This is a genomic window from Paenibacillus sp. JMULE4, from assembly GCF_013337105.1.
Classification (GTDB): domain Bacteria; phylum Bacillota; class Bacilli; order Paenibacillales; family NBRC-103111; genus Paenibacillus_G; species Paenibacillus_G naphthalenovorans.
The window spans coordinates 562,564-582,339 of sequence record NZ_SGWF01000014.1; the positions used below are offsets into that span (position 1 = coordinate 562,564).

The window sequence follows — 19,776 nt, forward strand, 5'->3', positions numbered from 1 at the left end:
CTTACTGAATCCCTCAAAAAAAATCTTGTACCTATTTTAGCATAAGGCGAACAAGTGTGCCATATATTTAGATGAAGAAGCATTCGAGGGTCGGGGCCGGCAGGCTGCTTACGGGGGACAACCTCTTTCAGCATGGGTCCGCCCTATAGCGAACAGTCAAAGAACGGGAAAGGGTGGAAATGATGGCGGTATTTTTATCCAAATGCTTGCTGGATTTTTTCGTGGCGTTCGGGGTTGTTTTTGGGGGAACCATGCTGGCGGGAATCAGCGCCGTCATTACATTGGAGCCTCCCGTATACAAAATGATGAATGTGTCGGAGCAGATCAAAATATGGGCTATGGTTGCCGCCATCGGCGGAACGATTGATCCGATCCGGGCGATCGAAACTCATTTTCATGACGGCCACATTTCTCCTGCCATTCAACAAATCATGTACATCGTGTGCGCATTTATCGGGGCCCATATGGGCACGACGCTTATTCAATGGATCTGCAAGGGAGGGAGCAGCGGTTGAAAATTCCCCCTCACGAATCGGCAGGAAATGTTTTGCGTGCGGTAGGATTGCTGATTGCCGGCATGATCATCGGCGCCGCACTTTTTCTAAGTATCTATAACCAGCGCCTTAATATGATGATCGTTCAGAACAGGGAACTCGTGTCTGAAAATGTCAGATTGGAGGGGGAAGTGGAGGACTTGAAAAAAAACAAAAATCAACAAAATACGATCAACCTGCTGAATATTTATGTGGAATCGGCCGACGATTCTCCATTGGATAAAATAACGGAAAGCGAGCTGAAGCGCCGAATCCACGGCGAGCTCAAAAAAATTATCGTCGGCCGCAAAATTTCGGATTTTGCAGCCATGCCGGATGTGTACGAGCAGATTCTAAAAGAAAAACCGTATACAGGGGTTCTGGACAAGGACTACATCGTCCAATCGGTCAGATGGATCGTCTTGACGCAAACGGAGCTCAAGGTTTGGGTCACGGTCAAGGAATGGAAACGAATTCCGATGGCGTGATCGCCCCCGATTCATCAGGTGGTAACCGGTTGATTTTCATGGCGGAAATCGGTAAAGTGATTACTAAAGAATGTAACCTGTCGACAAGGATGTGCCTTTCCAACATGATTGCCAATATTCAGATCGCTCTCAGCACACTCATTTTCATCGCACTTGGCTTTTCCGTTTTTTACAGCTATCGCTTCCGCAGAGAGACGGACCCGAAGCGCGGAGGCTTGCTCTCATCCAAGATGAATATTGCGATGGGGATCATGCTGATTATCATCTCCATCACCCAGTTGTTCTTCTTTGAGGATTCGGTTATCAGGCGAATTTTCGGTACGGTGTGCCTTCTTCTGGGATTGTTTAATTTCTACGCAGGTCTTCGCAATTACTTCCACTTCAAGCGCTAAAAGCCATACGAACCGTCCGGGGCTTCCGGCGGTTTTTGCTTTTCATACGACCGTTTTACAACATTTTATACTTAATATTTCGTGATTTGCCTGCATAGGATGGAAGTAGCTTGCATCCTTAGGAGGTGTCCGATCATCATGGAGAAGGCTCCCCATGCAGGGCAGCAGCAGCCCATTTACGAGTTGGAAGCCAATGCCTTGGAAGTCATCGGCAAGTGCAAAGAAAAACTTCTTCACGTGTGCTCCCAACACGTACACAAGCCCGTGCGCGTACAAACCGTTCACGGCCAGACCTTCGACGGCATCATCGTGCATGTCGACAACCACCACTTATACCTGCAAACGCTGCCGGGACACAGCCGGGCTTTACTGCCTGGTCCTTATCCTTACTTTCCGTACTATTCGTACTACAGCAATGTCATTTTACCTCTTGTATTATTCGATCTGCTTGCCATCACCCTGCTCATTTAATCCGGCAGAACCGAACAAGGACAACGGTACGCAAAAAAGAGGCCATTTTCACCCTGTACAGGAAAAAAGGCCTTTTTTGCGTATCCATTATTTTTTTACCTGCAGCAGCTTGCGTCTGCCTTGCAGCGCCTGCTCCATCTTCCACCGCTTCATGCGCTTCACCTTCAAAAGCTCCCGTTTCGTTTCTTCCTCCACGCCCAGCAGCTGATGCAAATGGGCCGCCACTACAAGCAGAGCAAAAGCGATCCAGCCGAGTCCGAATACCGATTCAAGCGACCAGTCAAGCCCCGTCGTTTTAAGCTTCGGTACAGCGTAAATCAGCATGCCCAGCGTCAGCCCTATAAATACGATATTTTTGATTCCTTTCATGATTGCATGCCCTCCTCCCTCTCAAAAGACTTGTACAATCCATTGTATGAAGGATGAGGTCCGAATATCACCGTTCAGGCTCCTTGTGCAGACGACTTCGGCTTGGGACGGCGCAGCAGCCGGACAGCCAATCCGTATGCGTAAGTCAGAATCCATGGAATGATCAGACTCAGAGCGAACGCCGTAAAGGTATACAGATGGTACTGCCCGATCGCTCCGCTTTCATTCGGAAAATGAGTGCGGTAGTAAGTCAGCACCGCCGGATGAATCAAATAAATCCCGAAGGAAACGGCCCCCAGCGCCATTAGCGCCCGGGCCGCAGGCATGGCGAAGCGAATCAGCAATTGTCCCAGCCGGATCAAGCTCAGCCCTGCGAACGCCGCATAAACGAAGAAGAGCACATGATACCAGGCTCCGTCAAGAACAATGCTTGTCCGACCCTCCAGCATGAACAGTCCCAGGAAGCTGCAGCCTATGACGACGGCAGCCGGCAGCACCCATGCGGTATGTCTTCTCAGCCAGGCGGCAAACGTCTCATAATGAAGACCGATCCAGCCGCCCAGCGTGAACATGCTGAAATAATTGACGCAAAGCGACGGCATGTGGTTGATCGGCTCCACCCAATGGTTGTAGGAGTAAAAGACCGCCTGAATGACAAGACCGATCCATATCAGGCTTCTCCTGAACCAGGCAAACCGGCAGAGCCACATCATCAGCGGAAACAGCAAATAAAACTGGACGATAATCACCATAAAGTACAAATGATAAGATGCCTCGGCCCATGGCAGCAAATCGGCGAACCTGGACCAATCCATATGCAAGTTTTCCCTGTCGAAAATCCACTGGTTGTACAAGTAATAGAACAACGACCAGAGCACATAGGGAAAGAGCACATGCTTCACACGCTTGACGTAAAATTGAAGCACCTGCTTGCCGCCAAAGCTTTCGCCCTGATATTTGTAAAAAAGTACGATTCCACTCACGATAATAAAGACCGGAACGGCAAAATTGCTCAGCTTGTTCAGCGCCAAATACATGGCCTGTGAGCCACTTCCAATCGGAAGCTCCACGGTAGCATCCGACGTCGAATGAATAATCAGCACCGCCAGTATGGCGATGGCCCGGACGACGTCCAGTTCTAACAGCTTCGGTTTTGATTTCGGTTTTGCAGTAGCCACGATCAGGTTTTTCCTTCCTTTGAAAATAATCACTTTGCAACTTCTCATGACATTGTAACATATTCGGGAGCATGGAACGAATCTCTGATTTGCCATATCTGCGAGAAAATACTTACAATCACTTATAAATGCTTGCACAATTTAAGTAATAATGCTTATAATTGATAAAAACGAAGGGTTGAAAGGAGCGGACCATGTACCAAGAGGAGCGATTGATCGCCATTTTGGAGCATATTCGGCAGCATCAGCGAATCTCCGTCGAAGACATCTGCGAGTTGTTTCAGGTTTCGAGGGATACGGCTCGCCGGGATATCGTCAAGCTTGAGGAGCAGGGCCAGATTCTGCGTACCCGCGGGGGCGCGATATGGCGCGGGCTCAATAAAGATGTCTCGGGCTACGGAGACCGGCTTCAGGAGGAGCCCGCCGTAAAACGGGCCATCGGACGTCTGGCCGCCTCCTTGGTGCAGACAGGAGACTACTTGTTCATGGACGCCTCGACCACCGTCATGAATGCGGCGGAAGAGCTGCGCACGGACGGGCACGTGATCGTGACCAATTCCATCGACATCGCCGGACTTCTCTCGCAAAGACCGGGCATTACCGTCCATCTGCTCGGAGGCGTCGTGCATCCGCGTCACCGGTTTATCTTTGGCGCACGGACTCTCGAAATGCTGCGTGATTATCAGGCCGACAAGCTGATCATCGGCACCAGCGGGATTACCCCCGACGGACTGACAAACCCTTTTGAAGAAGAAGGGTATGTGATGAAAGAAATGATGCGCAGAAGCGATCAGGTCATTGTGCTGGCGGACCATACGAAATTCGGGCTTCGCCAATTTTACCGGGTAGCCGGACTGGAAAGCATCGACATTCTGATCACCGACCGCGAGCCGGAGGACGGGATGAAAGAAGCGCTGCTGCGCCACGATATCAATATCATGATTGCCAAAGGAGAGAACGAACCATGATCCGATTGATTGTCAGCGATTTGGACGGCACTCTGCTGCACAACCATAAGGCCGTTCGTCCGGAAGATAGACAGGCGCTCCAAGAAGCAAAGGCACAAGGGATTGCCGTTGCATTCGCTTCCGGAAGAATGCGGCCCGAAATCGTCAGCGTCATGGAGGAGCTGGGGATTACCGGTCACGCGATCTCCCAAAACGGCGCTTACGTGCACACCGCGGAAGGAAAGCTGATTCATCAAAGCGCATTTGAACGCGAGCTGATCGCGGATCTTGCGCAGGCGGCTTCCGGTACACCCTTCCTGACCCTGATCGCCGCCCCCGACAGCTATGTCGTAGAACGCTGGAGCGAACGGGCGGAAGAGCTGAGCAGCCGTCTGATGGCTCCGCTTGTGGAAATGAACGACCTGCAGGAAAAGCTGGGCCGGCAGCTGGTATGCGGCAAAATCTCCTTCATGGGCGATGTCGGCGAGCTTTTGCAGTTCCAGAAGGTGTTGAAAGGCAAGTATGGCGAAGCCATTGATGCCTATATCTCTGATGTGGACTGCATGGATGTCATGCCGCGGCACACCTCCAAGGGCACCGGACTGCTCTCGCTTCTTGAACATTTGGGCATGAAGCTGGAGGAGACCGCCTGCTTTGGCGATTCGTTTAATGATTTATCCATGTTCGCAGTCACGCCGCACAGCTTTGCGATGGCTGCCAGCCACCCTGACGTTCAGGCAAAAGCGGCGCACTCTGTATCGGGTGTAGCGGAAGGCATTAAACGGATCCTCTCACACAATGCCTCTCTTCACGGACGCTCGAACCGGAGCAGCTGAAAGGGCTAGAACCGCCTTCGGCGGCAGATTGTCACTGTTACGCTGAAAATCACAAGGGCTGTCCCTCAGTCATCCAGTTACTCCAGGGTTGACTTATGGGACGGCCCTGTTTTTGTTTTTGAAGGTAGTTTACAGATTTCTATTTATGCTGATGGCGTTATTTCTTAAGTGTTTTATCCGAAGAGTACATTTTCAGCATTCTTTCAGCTTCCAAAACTAAAATTTTTGAAGAATCCCGTCGATATACGATGGGTGAGGTTTCCAAAATTATGTCGTCGATCAAAGCAGGAAAACGAGCTCATGGAGACCCCTATTCAGACGAAAGACTTTTCATCTAAAAGGAGGATTGCGGTTTCAAAGTCACGAAGAATGCCCAAATTGGGCTTGCAGCCGGGAGACTGGAGAAGGTCTTTTTTTGACAAAGATTGACCTATCAGAAAAATGACTAAGGAGATGGTACTATATGGGCTTGCGGGCAAAAAAGCTTTTGCTGGGGTTACTTGTTTTGACGATCGTATCAAGCAGCTTTGGCGCAATGAGCGCGATGGCTGCGGAAATTTCCAGTCTGGTGCTGAATAAAAACGAGCTGACGCTGGAGGTTGGCAGCACCGCAGCTTTAACAGCTACGGCCGTGCATACTAACGGAACGACAGAAGAGGTGACGGTTAAAACGGACTGGAATTCAGGAGCATCGGATATCGCATCGGTATACGCGGGAGTGGTCACCGCAAAAAAAGAAGGAAAAGCCGTCATCACGGCGACTTACCTGGGAAAAACCGTGATCGTAAACGTGACCGTGAACAAGCGTGTCCGGTCGCTGATCAAGGATAAGCAAACCATCGATTTACGCAAAGGCAAATCGGAACAGGTCACCCTTACCGCCTATTATGATGACGGTGCTTCGGAAGACGTGACTTCGAAAGCCGATTGGAATATCGATAATGGTCAGGTCGCTACGGTGGTCAACGGCTTGGTTACGGGGCAAAATTCAGGTACGGCTATCGTTTCGGCCAAATATAACAACCAGTCCGTATCTATCCCGGTCAATATCGAAATTGTGAAGCGCGTCGATCCGGATAAATCGAAAGTATCTTTATTATTAAACGATTCGGATACCGTACAGCTGCTGGCCACTTATCCGGACGGGTCCTCGGAAGACGTCTCGGACAAGGCTGAATGGGAATCGGACAACCCGGATATCGCCGACGTTCTGAAGGGAAAAATTACCGGATACGGTCCGGGACAGGCGACGATCACCGGATCTTACGGAACGAAATCGGCCACGATTAAAGTGGATGTCGATCATGCCATCAAGCTCGATCTCGGAATGGAAAACATATTAATGAAAAAGAACGACACCCGGCAGTTGAAGCTGACGGCAAGCTACGCCGAAGGAAACACAGAGGAAATTACCGGCCGGGCGGAATGGTCTTCGAGCAATGAAGCTGTCGTTAGCGTCGTCAAAGGCAAATTGTTTGCCAATGCATCGGGCGAAGCGATCATTACGGCAAAATACGGTCAGAAAACAGCGGCCGTGACCGTCGACGTCGATGTGCCGAAAAGGCTGGAGCCGGAAAAGGATACGCTGGATCTGCAAACGGGCAAAAGCGATTCCATCGTATTATGGGCCACATATGCTGATGGTACGCAGGAAGATGTAACGGACCAGGCCAAATGGTCGATTGACAATGATGCCGTCGCTTCCGTTTTGAGCGGCAAGGTAACCGCTTATAAAGCCGGTGAAGCAACCGTGACGGCCAATTACGGCGGTAAAAGCGTTGCGATTAAAGTATCCGTGGACATCCCGATTACGATCAAGCCAAGCTTGAAAACCGTCAGCTTTCAAGTCGGCGGCTACGAACAGGTTACACTAAGCGCCATTTACAGCGACGGAAGAACCGTGGATATTACCGATAAAGCGGAATGGTCGACAAGCTCTTCGGCCATCGCCGAAGTAAGCAAAGGCCAGATTACCGGTGTAGGTACCGGGGCTGTTACGATTACGGCCAAGTACGGAACAAGATCGACAACCGTCCAAGTATCCGTCGGCGTGCTGAAAAGCTTGACTACAACAAGCCAGACCATCCTGTCTTTAAAAAAAGGAGCGGCTCAAGCTCTTGACTTGACTGCAACGTATACGGACGGTACGACAAAGAAGGTTTCCACGGAAGCCGAATGGACAAGCTCGAATGCCAAAGCGGCATCGGTTGATGCGGGTGTGGTTACTGCTGTTGGCTCCGGGGAAGCGACCATTACGGCGTCATTTGAAAGCAAGACGGTGACCTTTACGGTTCAAGTGGATATGGCCGACAAGCTGACGGCAAATCCGGCTTTTCTTCACTTCGATTTGAACGAAACGAGGGCGATTACGTTAAATGCCACCGATGCAAACGGAACGGTCAAGGATGTAACGGCGGAAGCGGATTGGACATCGAGCAATACCGCGATCGTCACGGTGGATAAGGGCACGGTGACTCCAGTCTCTCGCGGAAAAGCTACGATTACGGCAAAATACGGCGGCAAAACGGTCTCGATATCTGTAGAGATCGGTGTCGTACAGACGTTGGAGGTGGATAAGCGGTTCATTTCCACGAAATCCGGGTCTACGGAACAAATTACGCTGACCGCCACGCTTTCGGACGGAAGCAAAAAAGACGTAACCGCCAGCGCTCAATGGAAATCAAGCAATTATAAAATCGCCAATGTAAACAATGGTTTAGTAACGGGCGTATCCGCAGGCAATGCGACGATCTCCGTATCTTTTGGCGGCAAAAGCATTGCGATTCCTACAGAGGTCGACAAGCTGAAATATTTGAAAACGGACGTTGTTAAGGTAGAGTTGAAGCAGGGGGCCACTGCAAAGGTAAAAGCGACCGCTACCTTTGCTGACCTGTCGGAGGAAGATGTTAGCGTTCCGGCGCTATGGACCTCGTCCAACATTCGCGTTGCCGATGTGAAGGACGGGATCATCAAAGCTACCGGGAAAGGGAAGGCGACGGTTACGGTAAGCTATGCCAAGAAGAAAACGACGGTATATGTCATCGTGAACTAACCAATAACATCCAGCTTTTATCATCTTTTATAAAATGATAAGGATCCGCCGAAGCGGATCCTCCTGCCTGCAGACAAACCTTCCTGACGGAAGGAGCTGCAGGCTTTTTTTATCGAATGAAACCGTATGGAAACCGGACGGCCTTAAGGACAATGAAACCTTAAAACAAGTGGCCTTTCACCAGATCCCACTCGTGAATTTCGTAGCTTCTGGCCCCCTGAACAATATAAGGATCCTGTTCCACCCACGATTTCACTTCTTCTTCGTTTTGCGCGATGTAAACGACCAAGCCGCCGCCTCCGTCCGCGAAGCGGCCGTTCGCAAAGAGCCTGCCCGCATTGCGCTGCTCCTCCAGAAAGGCCAGATGCTGAGGACGATAGATCTGACTTTTTTCCGCATCCTTCATGGGAAGGAACACGGCAAAATACTTCCGCTCTGTCTTCACGCTTGCGCGTTCTTTGTTGTATAAGTACATGGACGACATATCTTTGTCGCCGAATCCTCCGGCCTTCGCGGATGCGAGCATCGTCCCGGCATAAGAACCGAGCGGAATCGGGGTGCCGCTTTCCTGAGCCATCGACTCGAGCAAGGTCATGTCTTTGTGCAGCAAATTTAAAGCGAAGCCCGGCTCGAATGCATTCTTCTGCACAAATTGCGTGTAGTGCCGGTCATAAATCCGGCTCTGAGCGAAGCTGGCGCTTAATATTTGATGCAGCGTCTCTTTGGAAACGCCCATAGCTTCACCGAGCACCATCGCTTCGCTCGCGGCCTGGGTATGTATTCCGACCATCAGCTGATTGATCAGCTTCACCACGTTACCGCTGCCTGTCGCGCCAACATGGTAAATGTTCTTTCCGACGACCTCTAAAATGGGAAGAACCTGATCAAATACAGCCTTCTCCCCGCCCACCATAACGGACAGCGTGCCCTGCTCGGCTCCTACGGTTCCCCCGCTGACAGGAGCATCCAGGAAGAACATGCCGGCTTCTTCCGCTCTGGCTGCGATCTTTCGGTTCAGGTCGGGAGATACCGTGCTGAAGTCGATCAGGATCAATCCCTTCCGGCCGTTTGGAATGACTCCGTCGTCACCGAGGAACACTTTTTCCACATCAGCGGGCATGGGAAGGCAGGTCATCAGTACATCCACATCCTGAGCCAATTCAGCTGCGGATCGTCCCGCTTTCCCTCCGGCATTCACGAAAGCATCTTCTTTGGCCTTGCTTCGATTGACGCCGTACACTTCGTAATTCGCCTTCACCAAATTCCGAGCCATTGGGAGCCCCATATTGCCAAGTCCGATAAAAGCCAGTTTCATGGTCATTTTTCCCCCTCCAAATTGGATAAAAAAGGATTGTTTTTTACAAATTTACCACATGAACCGTCCGGCCTTCAAGAAAAGCCCGCACGTTGCCTACGGCTGTATCCAATAATCTTGCTCTCGCGTCTCTAGTAGCCCAAGCCATATGGGGAGTAATGATGCAGTTTTGGGCTCCGAACAACGGATTGTCCTGCGTCGGCGGTTCGACGGAGAGCACATCCAGAGCCGCTCCGGCCAAACGCCCTTCATTGAGCGCTGCCGCCAAATCCTTCTCTTCAATTAAAGGACCTCGCGAGGTGTTGATCAGAAAAGCCGAAGGCTTCATACGCGAGATTCGCTCCGCGTTGATGAACTTTTCCGTGGAAGGTGTCAACGGGCAGTGAAGGCTGACCACATCGGACTGCTCCAAAAGCGCATTCAGCTCCACCCATTCGACTCCCTCCACCTGCGGAGGTACGCTTCTGCCGCTGCCGACTGCGATGACCCGCATGTCGAAAGCGCGGGCAATCCTGGCCGTTTGGGTACCGATGCGCCCAAGCCCGATCAGGCCCAGCGTCTTGCCGGCCAGCTCTACTTGGGACGTCTTGGTGAAGCAAAAGTCAATGCTTCGCGACCATTCCCCCCCGTGAACGGCATCGCTGTGCCACTGTGTCCGGTGGCACAGCTCCAGGAGCAGAGCGAATACAAATTGCGCCACGGAGTTCGTTCCGTATGCCGGTATATTCGTAACGGGAATTCCTCTCTCCTTGGCCGCCTGGATATCTACCACATTATATCCGGTAGCCAGAACACCGATATAGCGCAGCTTCGGCAGCTGCGAAAGCGTGTCCGCCGAGAGCGGCGTCTTGTTTGTAAGCACAATCTCGGCCTCCGCGGCCCGACGAATGATTTCGTCTGAAGGGGTACGGTCATAAATGACCGTTTCCCCGAGTTCCTCCAGACCCTTCCAATTCAAATCCCCCGGATTCAGGGTATATCCGTCCAACACAACGATTTTCATGTACGCATGGTTCCTCCTTATGATCTGATTGAAGCTTTATACAACAAACGGGCTACGTTCAGCGTGCATTGAAACAAATGGTTCTCGGCATCCTCCATGCATTCCTCAAGTGTCGAGGGGCCGCGTACGACAGAAAAGCAGCCGGCAAAATGGGGCGTAAGCCGTTCGCTGCCGTCTCCGAGACTGCCGGAGATCAGGATAGCTTCCTTTCCTGCTTCCTTGGCCAGTTGCGCCACATGATATGGAAGCTTGCCGAACAAAGTCTGCCCGTCGCTTCGGCCTTCTCCGGTCATCACCCAATCCGCCTCATCGATCCGCTGCTTCAAACCGGACATTTCTTCCACCAATCGAGCGCCGGGAACCATATTCGCTCCCAGGGCCAACAGCGCAAAGCCAAGCCCTCCTGCGGCACCGGCTCCCGGCTGATCCCGCAGACTAAGGGACATTCGGGCCTCCAGCAGGTCAGCATATGACTTCATGCCTTTGTCCAATTGAAGTACGATCTCGGGAGAAGCTCCTTTTTGCGGACCGAAGATGTGGGAAGCGCCCTCCGGCCCGAGCAGCGGATTCGTCACATCGCTGGCAATCGTAATTCGGCAATCCGCAAGACGCGGGTCCAAGCCTTTCAAATCCGCCTCGGCCAGCTGCCCGAGCTCACGGCCGTATCCTTCCGCAGCTCGTCCGTCCTTGCAGGTAAAACGGGCTCCAAGCGCAATAAGAAGCCCCAATCCTCCATCGTTGGTCGAGCTTCCCCCAAGCCCGATGATCAATCGCCGATAGCCTTGATCCAGAGCGCTGCGAATGACTTCACCCAACCCTCTGGTCGTCGTGTGCAGAGGATTCCGGTGCTCCTTGGGCACCATAGGCAGTCCGATGACATTGGCCGCTTCGATAACCGCAGCAGGCTCTCCTTGATCCGTAATGACGCCATAATACGTGTCCACACGCTCTCCTCTAGGCCCTGTGACTTGAAGCCGAACGATGCTGCCGTCCGTCGCTTTGACCAAGGCGTCGACTGTACCTTCTCCTCCGTCCGCCATAGGAATCACGTTCACTTCAGCTGATGGAATTTCCTGAAGCAGGGCCCGGGCCATGATATTGCCTACCTGTACGGCCGTCAGGCTTCCTTTAAAGGAATCCGGTGCGACTACAATTTTCATCATTCATCCTCTTTCCCGTCTGATCTTATCTGCTGTTATCCTTATCATACACGAAAACGTAATCGCTTTCTTTATTGCTTTTAACTAAATTTTGAAGTTATTTTCAACTCAAATTCAGTTATAATATACAAAAGGATGCAAGTAGAGGAGGACTGCTGATGCTAACCCCTGAATTGGCCGCCGAAATCGTTCAGGAAACGATGGAACGGCTTGACCGCAACATCAATATCATGGACTTGACAGGTACGATTATCGCCAGCGGTGATGCCGGCCGTATCGGACAATACCATGAAGCTGCCGCAGAAGCCATGCGGCAAAACCGGGAGTTGATCGTAGAGGAGCATCATGTCCCGCAATGGAACGGAGCTCACATCGGGATAAATTTGCCCGTTCATTATAATGGACGGGTGGTAGGAGCGATCGGCATTACGGGCACCCCGAATGAGGTCAAGCCTTTCGGCCATTTGGTCAAGATGACGACCGAGCTCATGATCAGGCAGAAACATCTGAAGCTGCAGGATGAATGGAAGCAAATGACCGTTGATTTGATTGTAGAGGAGCTTCTCCAATCCTCCGCTCCGGATTTGCCGATGATCGATCAAAGACTAGAGACGCTTCACTGCCGGTTCAGCCCTCCCTATCAGGTGGCTGCCGCCGCTTACAAGCTGCCTTCGGAAAATAAAGGAAATGAAGGCCTTCTTGCCAAGGTCCAACGCATGTTCCAATCGGACAAGGTGCTGATCAGTCAGTACCGGCCGCAAAAACTGCTTTTTCTCTTTTATGAGATTCCCCCGGAAGGCGTTGAGCATAAGCTTGTCAAGCTGACGGAGCTATTAGAGCGGGAGGCATTGAAGCACACCATTGGAGTAGGATCTCCCGTCATGACCCGCGAAGCGATCCGTCTCGGGTTTACGGAAGCGGATCTCGCCCTCCGTATGGGCGAATCCGAGGACCGCCCCCTGGTCCGCTTTGACACCGTGGAAGCCAAAGCTTTGGTTCATGAAATTCCATTAGAGCACCGCAACCGGCTGCTGACTAAAATTCAGCCTTACTGGAACGACAAAATGCGCGAGACGCTGCAGGCGTTTTTCGACTGCAGCCTGAGTATTGCAAGCTCTGCAAAAATGCTGAATATTCACCGGAACACGATGATTTACCGTTTGGAGCAAATCAAGGCGTTAACGGGCTACGATCCCCAACAATTTCAAGATGCCGTTCTGCTTCAGTTTGTGCTGTGGTTCAGACCGGAAAGCTTTCACATGGAATTAAACAAGGGCAGCAGCAGCGACTGAATCAACCCGATGATTCCGCCGAGCAAAACTCCCAGCCAGGTAATGGCCCGGAATTCTTTGCCCGACACGCCAAGTATGATTTCCTCCACGCGCTCAATCGGAAAGCGGGCAATCTGCCCTTCGACGATTTTCGGCAGCTCGATCGCTTCTATGATCCGTTCCATATGATTCGCAAGAAGAGCAAGCAGGCGCTCTGCCACTTCGGGAGTATACTCCAGCAGCGTCTCCCTGTAACGGCCGAGTGCCTCATCCAGGCGGGCCTCTCCCAGCTTATGCAGCCAATCCTCAAAACGGAGCAGCGACTGCGCTTTTTCTTTAAGAAAAGGCAGACTCTCCTCTTTGGCCGCCGCTTCAAGCACAACAGACAAACTCATGTCTTCAAATTGCTCTACTTTTTTGCGGATAAAATGACCGAGGGTGATCCTCACATTTGCGGATTCCAGCTGTTGAAGAAGAGCCGCCCGGATTTTTTCAACCGTCTTCGATTCATCCATAAACATGCCGGCCAGCGCGCCCAGAAAACCGCCTGTCTGCCCCATGAACTGGTTCGTCATTTGACGCAGCATATGTTCCCCGTTCGGTGACATCAGTTCCTTCCTGATCTCTTCAATCAACAAGTCGACTCCCCATTCTACGAAGCGCTCCCGCTTCTCTTCCGACCAATCCGGAAGCAGTTCCGACAGCTTCATATCTCCCAAGCCCTTTTCCAGCCAAAGCCATTCGATTCCCCGCCCCGTACGCTCCCGCAGCCATCCGGCAAGCCGCGAAATCCATTCATCCGCCTTTTCGGGAGTCAGCCACTTGGCGAGCAGTTCGCGTACCGTGATCTCCCGTCCCGTCCAATCCGTTACAATCCGGCCAAGCGCCTGTTCCAGACGGGCTTTCGTTTCAGGCTTTTGCAGCATTTGCGAGAGCCCGTGAGCGGTAACCAGATATTCTCCTACCACTTTGCCAAGCGAGCGGCCGATTTCGTCCTTGCGTTTAGGGATAAGACCCGGCGTAAAAGGTACCCTTATTCCGAAGAGGCGCCATTCCCGGCGGGGATGAAACAGCATTTTGATCGCCAGGTGGTTGGTTACCCCGCCCACAAAACCGGCCACAGCTATATTCATTAAAATAAACCAGACATTCAACATGCTGCGAAGTTCACATCCTTTTGCAAGTAGAGGCTCTTTCCCATTCACCAAGGGGAAAACGCCCTCATATGATGAAGTAGTTCGTTTGGTAATGTTCCAAGCATGCTGAGGCATGCCGTACGGCAAGCCCTTGCTGGGAAGGAGTTCCGCATGAAAAGAACAAAGGTCAGGATTCAAATACAAAACCCCGGCATTTCCTCGGACGGCTCCGTTCTGATGCTCAGCGATGCGATCGCAAAGAAATGGAAAATCCCGCTTCACACTACTCTGCATTTGCGCTTCGGAGCAAGCAAGCAGGAAGTAAAGATTATGCCTGTTTCGCAAACCGGCACGCTTCGCATAAGCAAAACGCTTGCTGCCGCATGGGGGCTGTCGCAGGGTGACCAGTTGTGTTTGCAGTACAAATCCGGAACACGTACGATTCAAATCGGACCGCTGATCGGCGTGATGGTCAGTCGCGTCCATCCTTCGTCGCCCGACAAATTGTTTGGCGCGAACACGGCATTCTGCAGGGAGTTATCCGATGCATGCAAGCTGTATGGCGCCGTAGTGTTCTTTTGCACCCCGGACGACCTTCGCGGGCAGAGCGATACGGTTCAGGGGTGGCGCTATGCCGGAGGTGAGAAATGGGAAAAGCTCAACCTCCCGATCCCGAATGTCCTCTACAATCGGCTTACCTCGCGCAAGCTGGAAAAACGGCCGAATGTTCAACATTTTATAAACCAGGTCAAAACCCGTCATAACACCATCATGTTTAACGAGAAATATCTGGACAAAACGGAAGTCTTTGACGCGCTCCGCAATGAGAGCGGTCTGCATCTTTATTTACCGGAATCATACCTGCTGCGGAATTTTCAAATGCTGAAGTCCATGTGCGCAAAGCATAAAACCGTATTTCTCAAGCCCGTTACGGGAAGTCTGGGCAAAGGAATCATTCGGATACGCAAACAGCCGGACGGATCGTACATTTGTCATTTTACCAATCTGAGCGGCGCACGTAAACAATCGTTTTCCTCGCTAACCGGCGTGTTTGCCGCCGTATCCGGAAAAGTGAAAAAACATCGCTATCAAATCCAGCAGGGACTGGATCTGCTGACGGCGGGCGGAAGGCCGATCGATTTCCGCGCTTTAGTGCAGCGCGGCGAAACCGGGCAGTGGGCCATTACCTCCATCGTAGCCCGGATTGCGGGAAATCATCATTTTGTTTCCAACCTCGCCCGGGGCGGAAGCTTGAGCACCGTAAAAGAAGCGCTGGCCCGCTCAGGCTCTGCCGCCGCATCCGGCGGACTTCCGAAGCTGCGCCGGGCGGCGGTGCAGATCGCCAAAGGAATCGAAGCACAAGTGCCTGGCCATTTTGCAGAGCTCGGCATCGATCTGGCTATCGATATCCATGGACGCGTTTGGCTGATCGAAGTCAATTCGAAGCCGTCGAAAGAAGACAACACGCCGCTTGCAGCGGACAATAAAATCCGGCCTTCGGTGAAAAAGCTTGTACAATACGCCAGACATTCCGCAAGCTTTTAAGTTTTACCATTTCGGGCGGCTTCCCGTTCGGGAAGCTCCCTGCACTTATGGGGTGACGCGCATGATGATCTCCAGCTTCATGAGGATCGCTGATCGTTCGGTAGGCATCATGACGACGCATACCGATGAGGATCCGCCTTTTCGAAACCGCCGCTTCTACCGCAGCTTGTGTATAGCCGGTAGACGAAGCGGTTTGATGGTATTCGTGTTTACTCCGCTTGGCATCGATTGGAGCAGAAAGCAAGTGACAGGTTATGCCTATGATCCTGATCATAAGCAATGGATGTGCCGGACATTCCCGCTGCCGTCCGTCGTGTATGACCGGTGTTTTTTCACCGAACGGCATCAGTACGCAGCATATCGGGCGGCAATGCGCCGTCTGGACGAACACCCGTCCGTCCGCCTTTTAGGGTGCGGCCTTAAAGACAAATGGACCGTTCAGCAGCTGTTGGAGCAGGATGAACGGTTTGGCATTTATCTTCCCCGGACCGAACGACTGCGCGGCATGCGGACGGTGGCAGACTGGCTCCGGGAATGCCGGGAAGTCATCCTGAAGCCACAAAGCGGCTCGCAAGGCCGCGGCGTGCTGCTCGTGCGGAGCAGGCCGCTCCCCGCGGCCGGAACGGTAAACACCGCTGAACCGGCATTTACCGTGCGCGGACGCGATAAGCGAAACCGCGCTTTTGAGCGGGATTTCGCGGACAAGGCCGCGCTGCTGGAATGGCTGCGCCGTTTTGTCGCGCGGCGCAGCTACCTGCTGCAGCAGTATCTGCCGCTGCAGACCCAAGATGGCGAAGCGTACGACGTGCGCGTGCTGGCGCAAAAAAACGGCACCGGCCGCTGGCAGTTAACCGGCATGGCTGTTCGCCGGGGTCGGGACGGCAGCCTGACTTCAAACCTGCATGGAGGAGGCACGGCAGAGCCCGCCGCTCCCTTCCTCGCCCGGGAATTCGGGCGGGAAGCCGCCGAGGAGCTTCTTCGCAAGCTGACTCGCCTCTCGGAGGAGCTGCCGATCGCTCTGGAATCATATCACGGACGGCTCGTCGAGCTCGGGATAGATTACGGCGTCGACCGGGACGGTAATTTATGGATTCTTGAAGTGAATTCCAAGCCCGGCCGTTCCATCTTTACTTATTTGCAAGACGATCAGGCAAGGTGTGCAGCTTTGGCCAATCCCCTTCATTATGCATGGTATATCTTGCGGCAGCAGGACGAAAGGAAGCGTGGAAAAAATTTCGGAGGCACGGGAAGAAGACTCTCCGGGAAAGTCGTTGAAGGAGCAAGGATGCCAAAAAACCATTAGGCCGGAAATCACGTCATCCGTCAAAAAAGAACGCATCGGCGCTCAGGCTCGTTCCTTCTCCTGAAGCCAACAGTACCTACGAATCAGAACTGCTTTGCCAGTCGCAAAGTTTTCATATCCTCTTGCCTCATTCCTTACGAAGCCAGTTTTGCCTCCGGCAAAACGCAAAGCACATCTATACGAAGCCAGTTTTGCCTCCGGCAAAACTCTTAGGAGGTTCAACATGAGCTTGACAACTTGCACGATTCATGTCATTAAGCGGCAAGAACGGGTCGTTTACTTGACAAGTGAATTGGCCAAAACCCTGAAGGTGGCCAAAGCAAGAAATGTGACCTTAAAGCTCGGCAGCAAAAGCCTCTATTTGCAACTCAAGCTGCTGAAGAAGAGCGGAAACCAAGTCTATTTACCGTCATATGTGTACACCCAGTTACGCATTCCCAGAAGCGGCACCACTCTGATTGTTAGCGACAATACCGAACTTCGCCTGGGCCCGCTGATCGGCATCTTGACCAGCGTTTCTCCAGGCAACTCCGCTCCCTTCGGCTCGCGGACGGAATTCATCCGTCAATTCATGCAGGCCGGGAAAGACAAAGCGTTCTATTTCGGCTTCTCGCCCCGTGACGTGAACTGGTCGCAACAGACGGTAAACGCAGTCGTTCCGAGCGGCGGCGGCGGATGGGTCCGCAAAGTGCTGCCGCTGCCGGACGTGGTCTATAACCGATTGCCAAGCCGCAAAGCGGAGAAGCTCGCTTCCATGAATGCCTTCAAGAACCGCTTCGTGCGGCAGGGCATTCCGTTGTTCAACTGGAGCTTCTTTGACAAATGGGACGTGTACAATCTGCTCGAAGACACCGATGTCTTCAAAAACGTACCGGAGTCCCGTATCAATCCTACGCCGGCACAGATGAAGGAAATGCTGGAGAAGCACCGGTTTATTTATCTCAAACCGACCGCCGGCAGCCTCGGCATCGGAATTTACCGGTTGACGTATAATCCGAGGCAGGGGTATTACGCACGTTTCCGCAGGGGAGAACGCAATGTGCTGCTGCGTTTCAAAAAATTTGAATCGCTGATGTCCCTGTTAAACCGCCAGAGCAGCGGCTTAAACGGTTATGTCGCCCAACAGGGCATTAGGCTGATTGAAATCGACAGCTGTCCGATCGATTTCCGCTTCCATATGACCAAGAACATCAATAACCAATGGGTCGTTGCCGCGATCGGAGCCAAGAAGGCCGGCAGAGGCAGCGTCACGACACACGTGCGTACCGGCGGCCAATTGATGACGCCGGAGCAGGTGTTGAAGGAAGTATTAGGAACGCGGGCGGAGGCTGTTCTCGCCAACGCCAAAGAGACGGCCATCAAGCTGGCGGAGGCGATCGAACGCAATGACCGCCACACCCTTGGCGAGCTCGGTTTTGATATCGGGATCGATCAAAACGAACACATCTGGATGTTCGAAGCCAACTCCAAACCAGGGCGGTCCATATTTAAACACCCTGCCCTCAAGGAGCAGGGAAGACGTTCACTTCAGTATGTTTTCGACTATTGTCTCTTCCTGAGCCGATTCCGGTCAAGGAGGGATTCTTAAGTGGGTGCCATCATACAAAGGAAACAGAAGCGGCCCACCCTGGCCATTCTCACTTATGCCGACAAAAAAAGAGTATTCCGCGGGAACCAGGATAACTTTGTAGATCTGATCCGAATCGGTAAGGAACGCGGAGTGCAGGTATACGTCATGACCACATCTGATTTCAAGCTATCCGGCAAGCATGTCCCCGGTTATTCATATCACCCTTCAACCAAATCGTGGACCAAACAGCGGATGCCTCTTCCCCATGTTGTCTATAACCGGATTCCTTACCGAAAATTCGAGCTTTATCCCGAGGTGCAGCAGGTCATTCAGACCTGTCTGCGCCACGGACAGATCCATTTTTTTAATCCGGCCTTTTTTAACAAATGGAACCTCTTCGAATGGATTAACAAATCGCAGAAAACAAGGCCCTTTATTCCCGTCACGGAGCGTTTGTCTTCAAGCACAGAACTTCATAAGATGCTTCTGGCTTATCCGTTCCTTTACCTTAAACCGATTCGCGGAAAAGCGGGCAAAGGCATCATGAGGGTCAGCCGCATTAGTGGCGGACGTTCAAAAGGCAACTCATACGAGCTCAGTATCCAGAACAAAACCAAAAGCCATATCTCCCGGTATTCGACCGTTTCGGAACTGTGGACGGAGATCCAACGCCAAATTAACTCCAAAGAATATATCATGCAACAAGGAATCGTCCTTTCAAGCTACAAGCAAAGACCTTTCGATCTGCGGGTTCTTGTGCAGAAGAACGGCAAAGGCCGGTGGACCATAACGGGCATTGGCGCGCGGCTTGCGGGAAAGTCCAGTATTACGACCCACGTCCCGCGGGGCGGTTCGATTGACAATCCTGTCAAGCTGCTTAACTCCTCGTTCGGAACAGCTGGCAGCAAACGCATCATTAGAGAGGCGCGGAAGACAGCCTTGATCATAGCCAAACAAATTGAGAAATCGTACGGATATTCCCTCGGCGAAATGTCTATGGATCTCGGAGTGGACCAAATTGGACATATTTGGTTTTTCGAAGCCAACTCCAAGCCGATGAAGTTTGACGAACCCCCCATCCGAAAAAAATCGCTTGAAAATTTAATCGACTATTCCATTTACCTGTGCCAAAGAAAGCCCAAACGGTTCTTCAAAAAAAATTCAACCATGTCCGCTATAAAGAGCATTGCCGATGAAAGCAGGTGAA

At 52.1% G+C, this 19,776-nt stretch carries 18 protein-coding genes; 12 read left to right on the forward strand and 6 right to left on the reverse strand.

Annotated elements, in window-relative coordinates:
* Positions 1-182: 182 nt before the first annotated feature.
* The 4 genes from EXW96_RS15620 to EXW96_RS15635 all read left to right on the forward strand — a co-directional run bounded on the left by EXW96_RS15620 (position 183) and on the right by EXW96_RS15635 (position 1,884).
* Positions 183-515, forward strand: coding sequence for a YtrH family sporulation protein (locus EXW96_RS15620; protein WP_062410828.1), 333 nt, complete (start codon positions 183-185; stop codon positions 513-515).
* Positions 512-1,021 carry a sporulation membrane protein YtrI gene (locus EXW96_RS15625; protein WP_062406949.1) on the forward strand — a complete coding sequence of 170 codons (510 nt, stop codon included), beginning with the start codon at positions 512-514 and terminating at the stop codon, positions 1,019-1,021. The genes EXW96_RS15620 and EXW96_RS15625 overlap by 4 nt, the downstream gene beginning before the upstream one ends.
* A gap of 38 nt (positions 1,022-1,059) precedes the next feature.
* The gene (locus EXW96_RS15630; RefSeq protein ID WP_235594323.1) at positions 1,060-1,413 is read left to right on the forward strand and encodes a YtpI family protein; all 354 of its coding nucleotides are present in this window, start codon (positions 1,060-1,062) and stop codon (positions 1,411-1,413) included.
* 138 nt (positions 1,414-1,551) lie between these two features.
* Positions 1,552-1,884, forward strand: a complete 333-nt coding sequence (locus EXW96_RS15635) for a hypothetical protein (protein WP_074727242.1) — start codon at positions 1,552-1,554, stop codon at positions 1,882-1,884.
* An 87-nt stretch (positions 1,885-1,971) separates the two neighbouring features.
* On the opposite strand, the gene EXW96_RS15640 is transcribed toward EXW96_RS15635, so the two are convergent.
* Together EXW96_RS15640 and EXW96_RS15645 are read right to left on the reverse strand one after the other, a co-directional pair.
* Positions 1,972-2,253: a hypothetical protein gene (locus EXW96_RS15640; protein ID WP_074727243.1), complete on the reverse strand. Its 282-nt coding sequence runs from the start codon at positions 2,251-2,253 to the stop codon at positions 1,972-1,974.
* A 74-nt stretch (positions 2,254-2,327) separates the two neighbouring features.
* A complete protein-coding gene (locus EXW96_RS15645; protein ID WP_309225112.1) occupies positions 2,328-3,431 on the reverse strand; it encodes an acyltransferase in 1,104 nt (367 codons plus the stop codon).
* Between the two features lie 194 nt (positions 3,432-3,625).
* On the opposite strand from EXW96_RS15645, the gene EXW96_RS15650 reads away from it, so the two are divergent.
* From EXW96_RS15650 to EXW96_RS15660, 3 genes are all read left to right on the forward strand, one after another.
* The gene (locus tag EXW96_RS15650; protein ID WP_074727244.1) at positions 3,626-4,399 is read left to right on the forward strand and encodes a DeoR/GlpR family DNA-binding transcription regulator; all 774 of its coding nucleotides are present in this window, start codon (positions 3,626-3,628) and stop codon (positions 4,397-4,399) included.
* The gene (locus tag EXW96_RS15655; protein WP_062406945.1) at positions 4,396-5,214 is read left to right on the forward strand and encodes a Cof-type HAD-IIB family hydrolase; all 819 of its coding nucleotides are present in this window, start codon (positions 4,396-4,398) and stop codon (positions 5,212-5,214) included. The genes EXW96_RS15650 and EXW96_RS15655 overlap by 4 nt, the downstream gene beginning before the upstream one ends.
* A 463-nt stretch (positions 5,215-5,677) precedes the next feature.
* Positions 5,678-8,266: an Ig-like domain-containing protein gene (locus EXW96_RS15660; protein WP_074727245.1), complete on the forward strand. Its 2,589-nt coding sequence runs from the start codon at positions 5,678-5,680 to the stop codon at positions 8,264-8,266.
* 160 nt (positions 8,267-8,426) lie between these two features.
* Here the strand turns inward: EXW96_RS15660 and EXW96_RS15665 are convergent, their stop codons facing one another.
* From EXW96_RS15665 to EXW96_RS15675, 3 genes are read right to left on the reverse strand one after another with little or no spacing between them, the layout of a single operon-like run.
* A complete protein-coding gene (locus tag EXW96_RS15665; protein ID WP_254611397.1) occupies positions 8,427-9,587 on the reverse strand; it encodes an NAD(P)-binding domain-containing protein in 1,161 nt (386 codons plus the stop codon).
* A 37-nt stretch (positions 9,588-9,624) separates the two neighbouring features.
* Complete coding sequence (locus tag EXW96_RS15670; RefSeq protein ID WP_174350926.1) at positions 9,625-10,584, reverse strand: D-2-hydroxyacid dehydrogenase; 960 nt, start codon at positions 10,582-10,584, stop codon at positions 9,625-9,627.
* A gap of 17 nt (positions 10,585-10,601) precedes the next feature.
* Positions 10,602-11,747, reverse strand: coding sequence for a glycerate kinase (locus tag EXW96_RS15675; protein WP_307722566.1), 1,146 nt, complete (start codon positions 11,745-11,747; stop codon positions 10,602-10,604).
* Between the two features lie 155 nt (positions 11,748-11,902).
* Here EXW96_RS15675 and EXW96_RS15680 point away from each other — a divergent pair, with 155 nt between their 5' ends.
* Positions 11,903-13,036, forward strand: a complete 1,134-nt coding sequence (locus tag EXW96_RS15680) for a CdaR family transcriptional regulator (RefSeq protein WP_174350927.1) — start codon at positions 11,903-11,905, stop codon at positions 13,034-13,036.
* Here the strand turns inward: EXW96_RS15680 and EXW96_RS15685 are convergent.
* Entirely contained in the window at positions 13,000-14,172 is a 1,173-nt protein-coding gene (locus tag EXW96_RS15685; RefSeq protein WP_074727249.1) for a DUF445 domain-containing protein, read from the reverse strand. The genes EXW96_RS15680 and EXW96_RS15685 overlap by 37 nt on opposite strands.
* A 150-nt stretch (positions 14,173-14,322) precedes the next feature.
* Here EXW96_RS15685 and EXW96_RS15690 point away from each other — a divergent pair, with 150 nt between their 5' ends.
* The 4 genes from EXW96_RS15690 (at position 14,323) to EXW96_RS15705 (ending at position 19,775) form a co-directional block, all read left to right on the forward strand.
* Positions 14,323-15,696, forward strand: coding sequence for a YheC/YheD family endospore coat-associated protein (locus EXW96_RS15690; protein ID WP_174350928.1), 1,374 nt, complete (start codon positions 14,323-14,325; stop codon positions 15,694-15,696).
* A gap of 61 nt (positions 15,697-15,757) precedes the next feature.
* Positions 15,758-16,999, forward strand: coding sequence for a YheC/YheD family endospore coat-associated protein (locus EXW96_RS15695; protein ID WP_254611398.1), 1,242 nt, complete (start codon positions 15,758-15,760; stop codon positions 16,997-16,999).
* Positions 17,000-17,222: 223 nt separating this feature from the next.
* Positions 17,223-18,587, forward strand: a complete 1,365-nt coding sequence (locus EXW96_RS15700) for a YheC/YheD family endospore coat-associated protein (RefSeq protein WP_062406933.1) — start codon at positions 17,223-17,225, stop codon at positions 18,585-18,587.
* A complete protein-coding gene (locus tag EXW96_RS15705; RefSeq protein ID WP_174350929.1) occupies positions 18,588-19,775 on the forward strand; it encodes a YheC/YheD family endospore coat-associated protein in 1,188 nt (395 codons plus the stop codon).
* The last annotated feature ends 1 nt before the right edge of the window (position 19,776 follow it).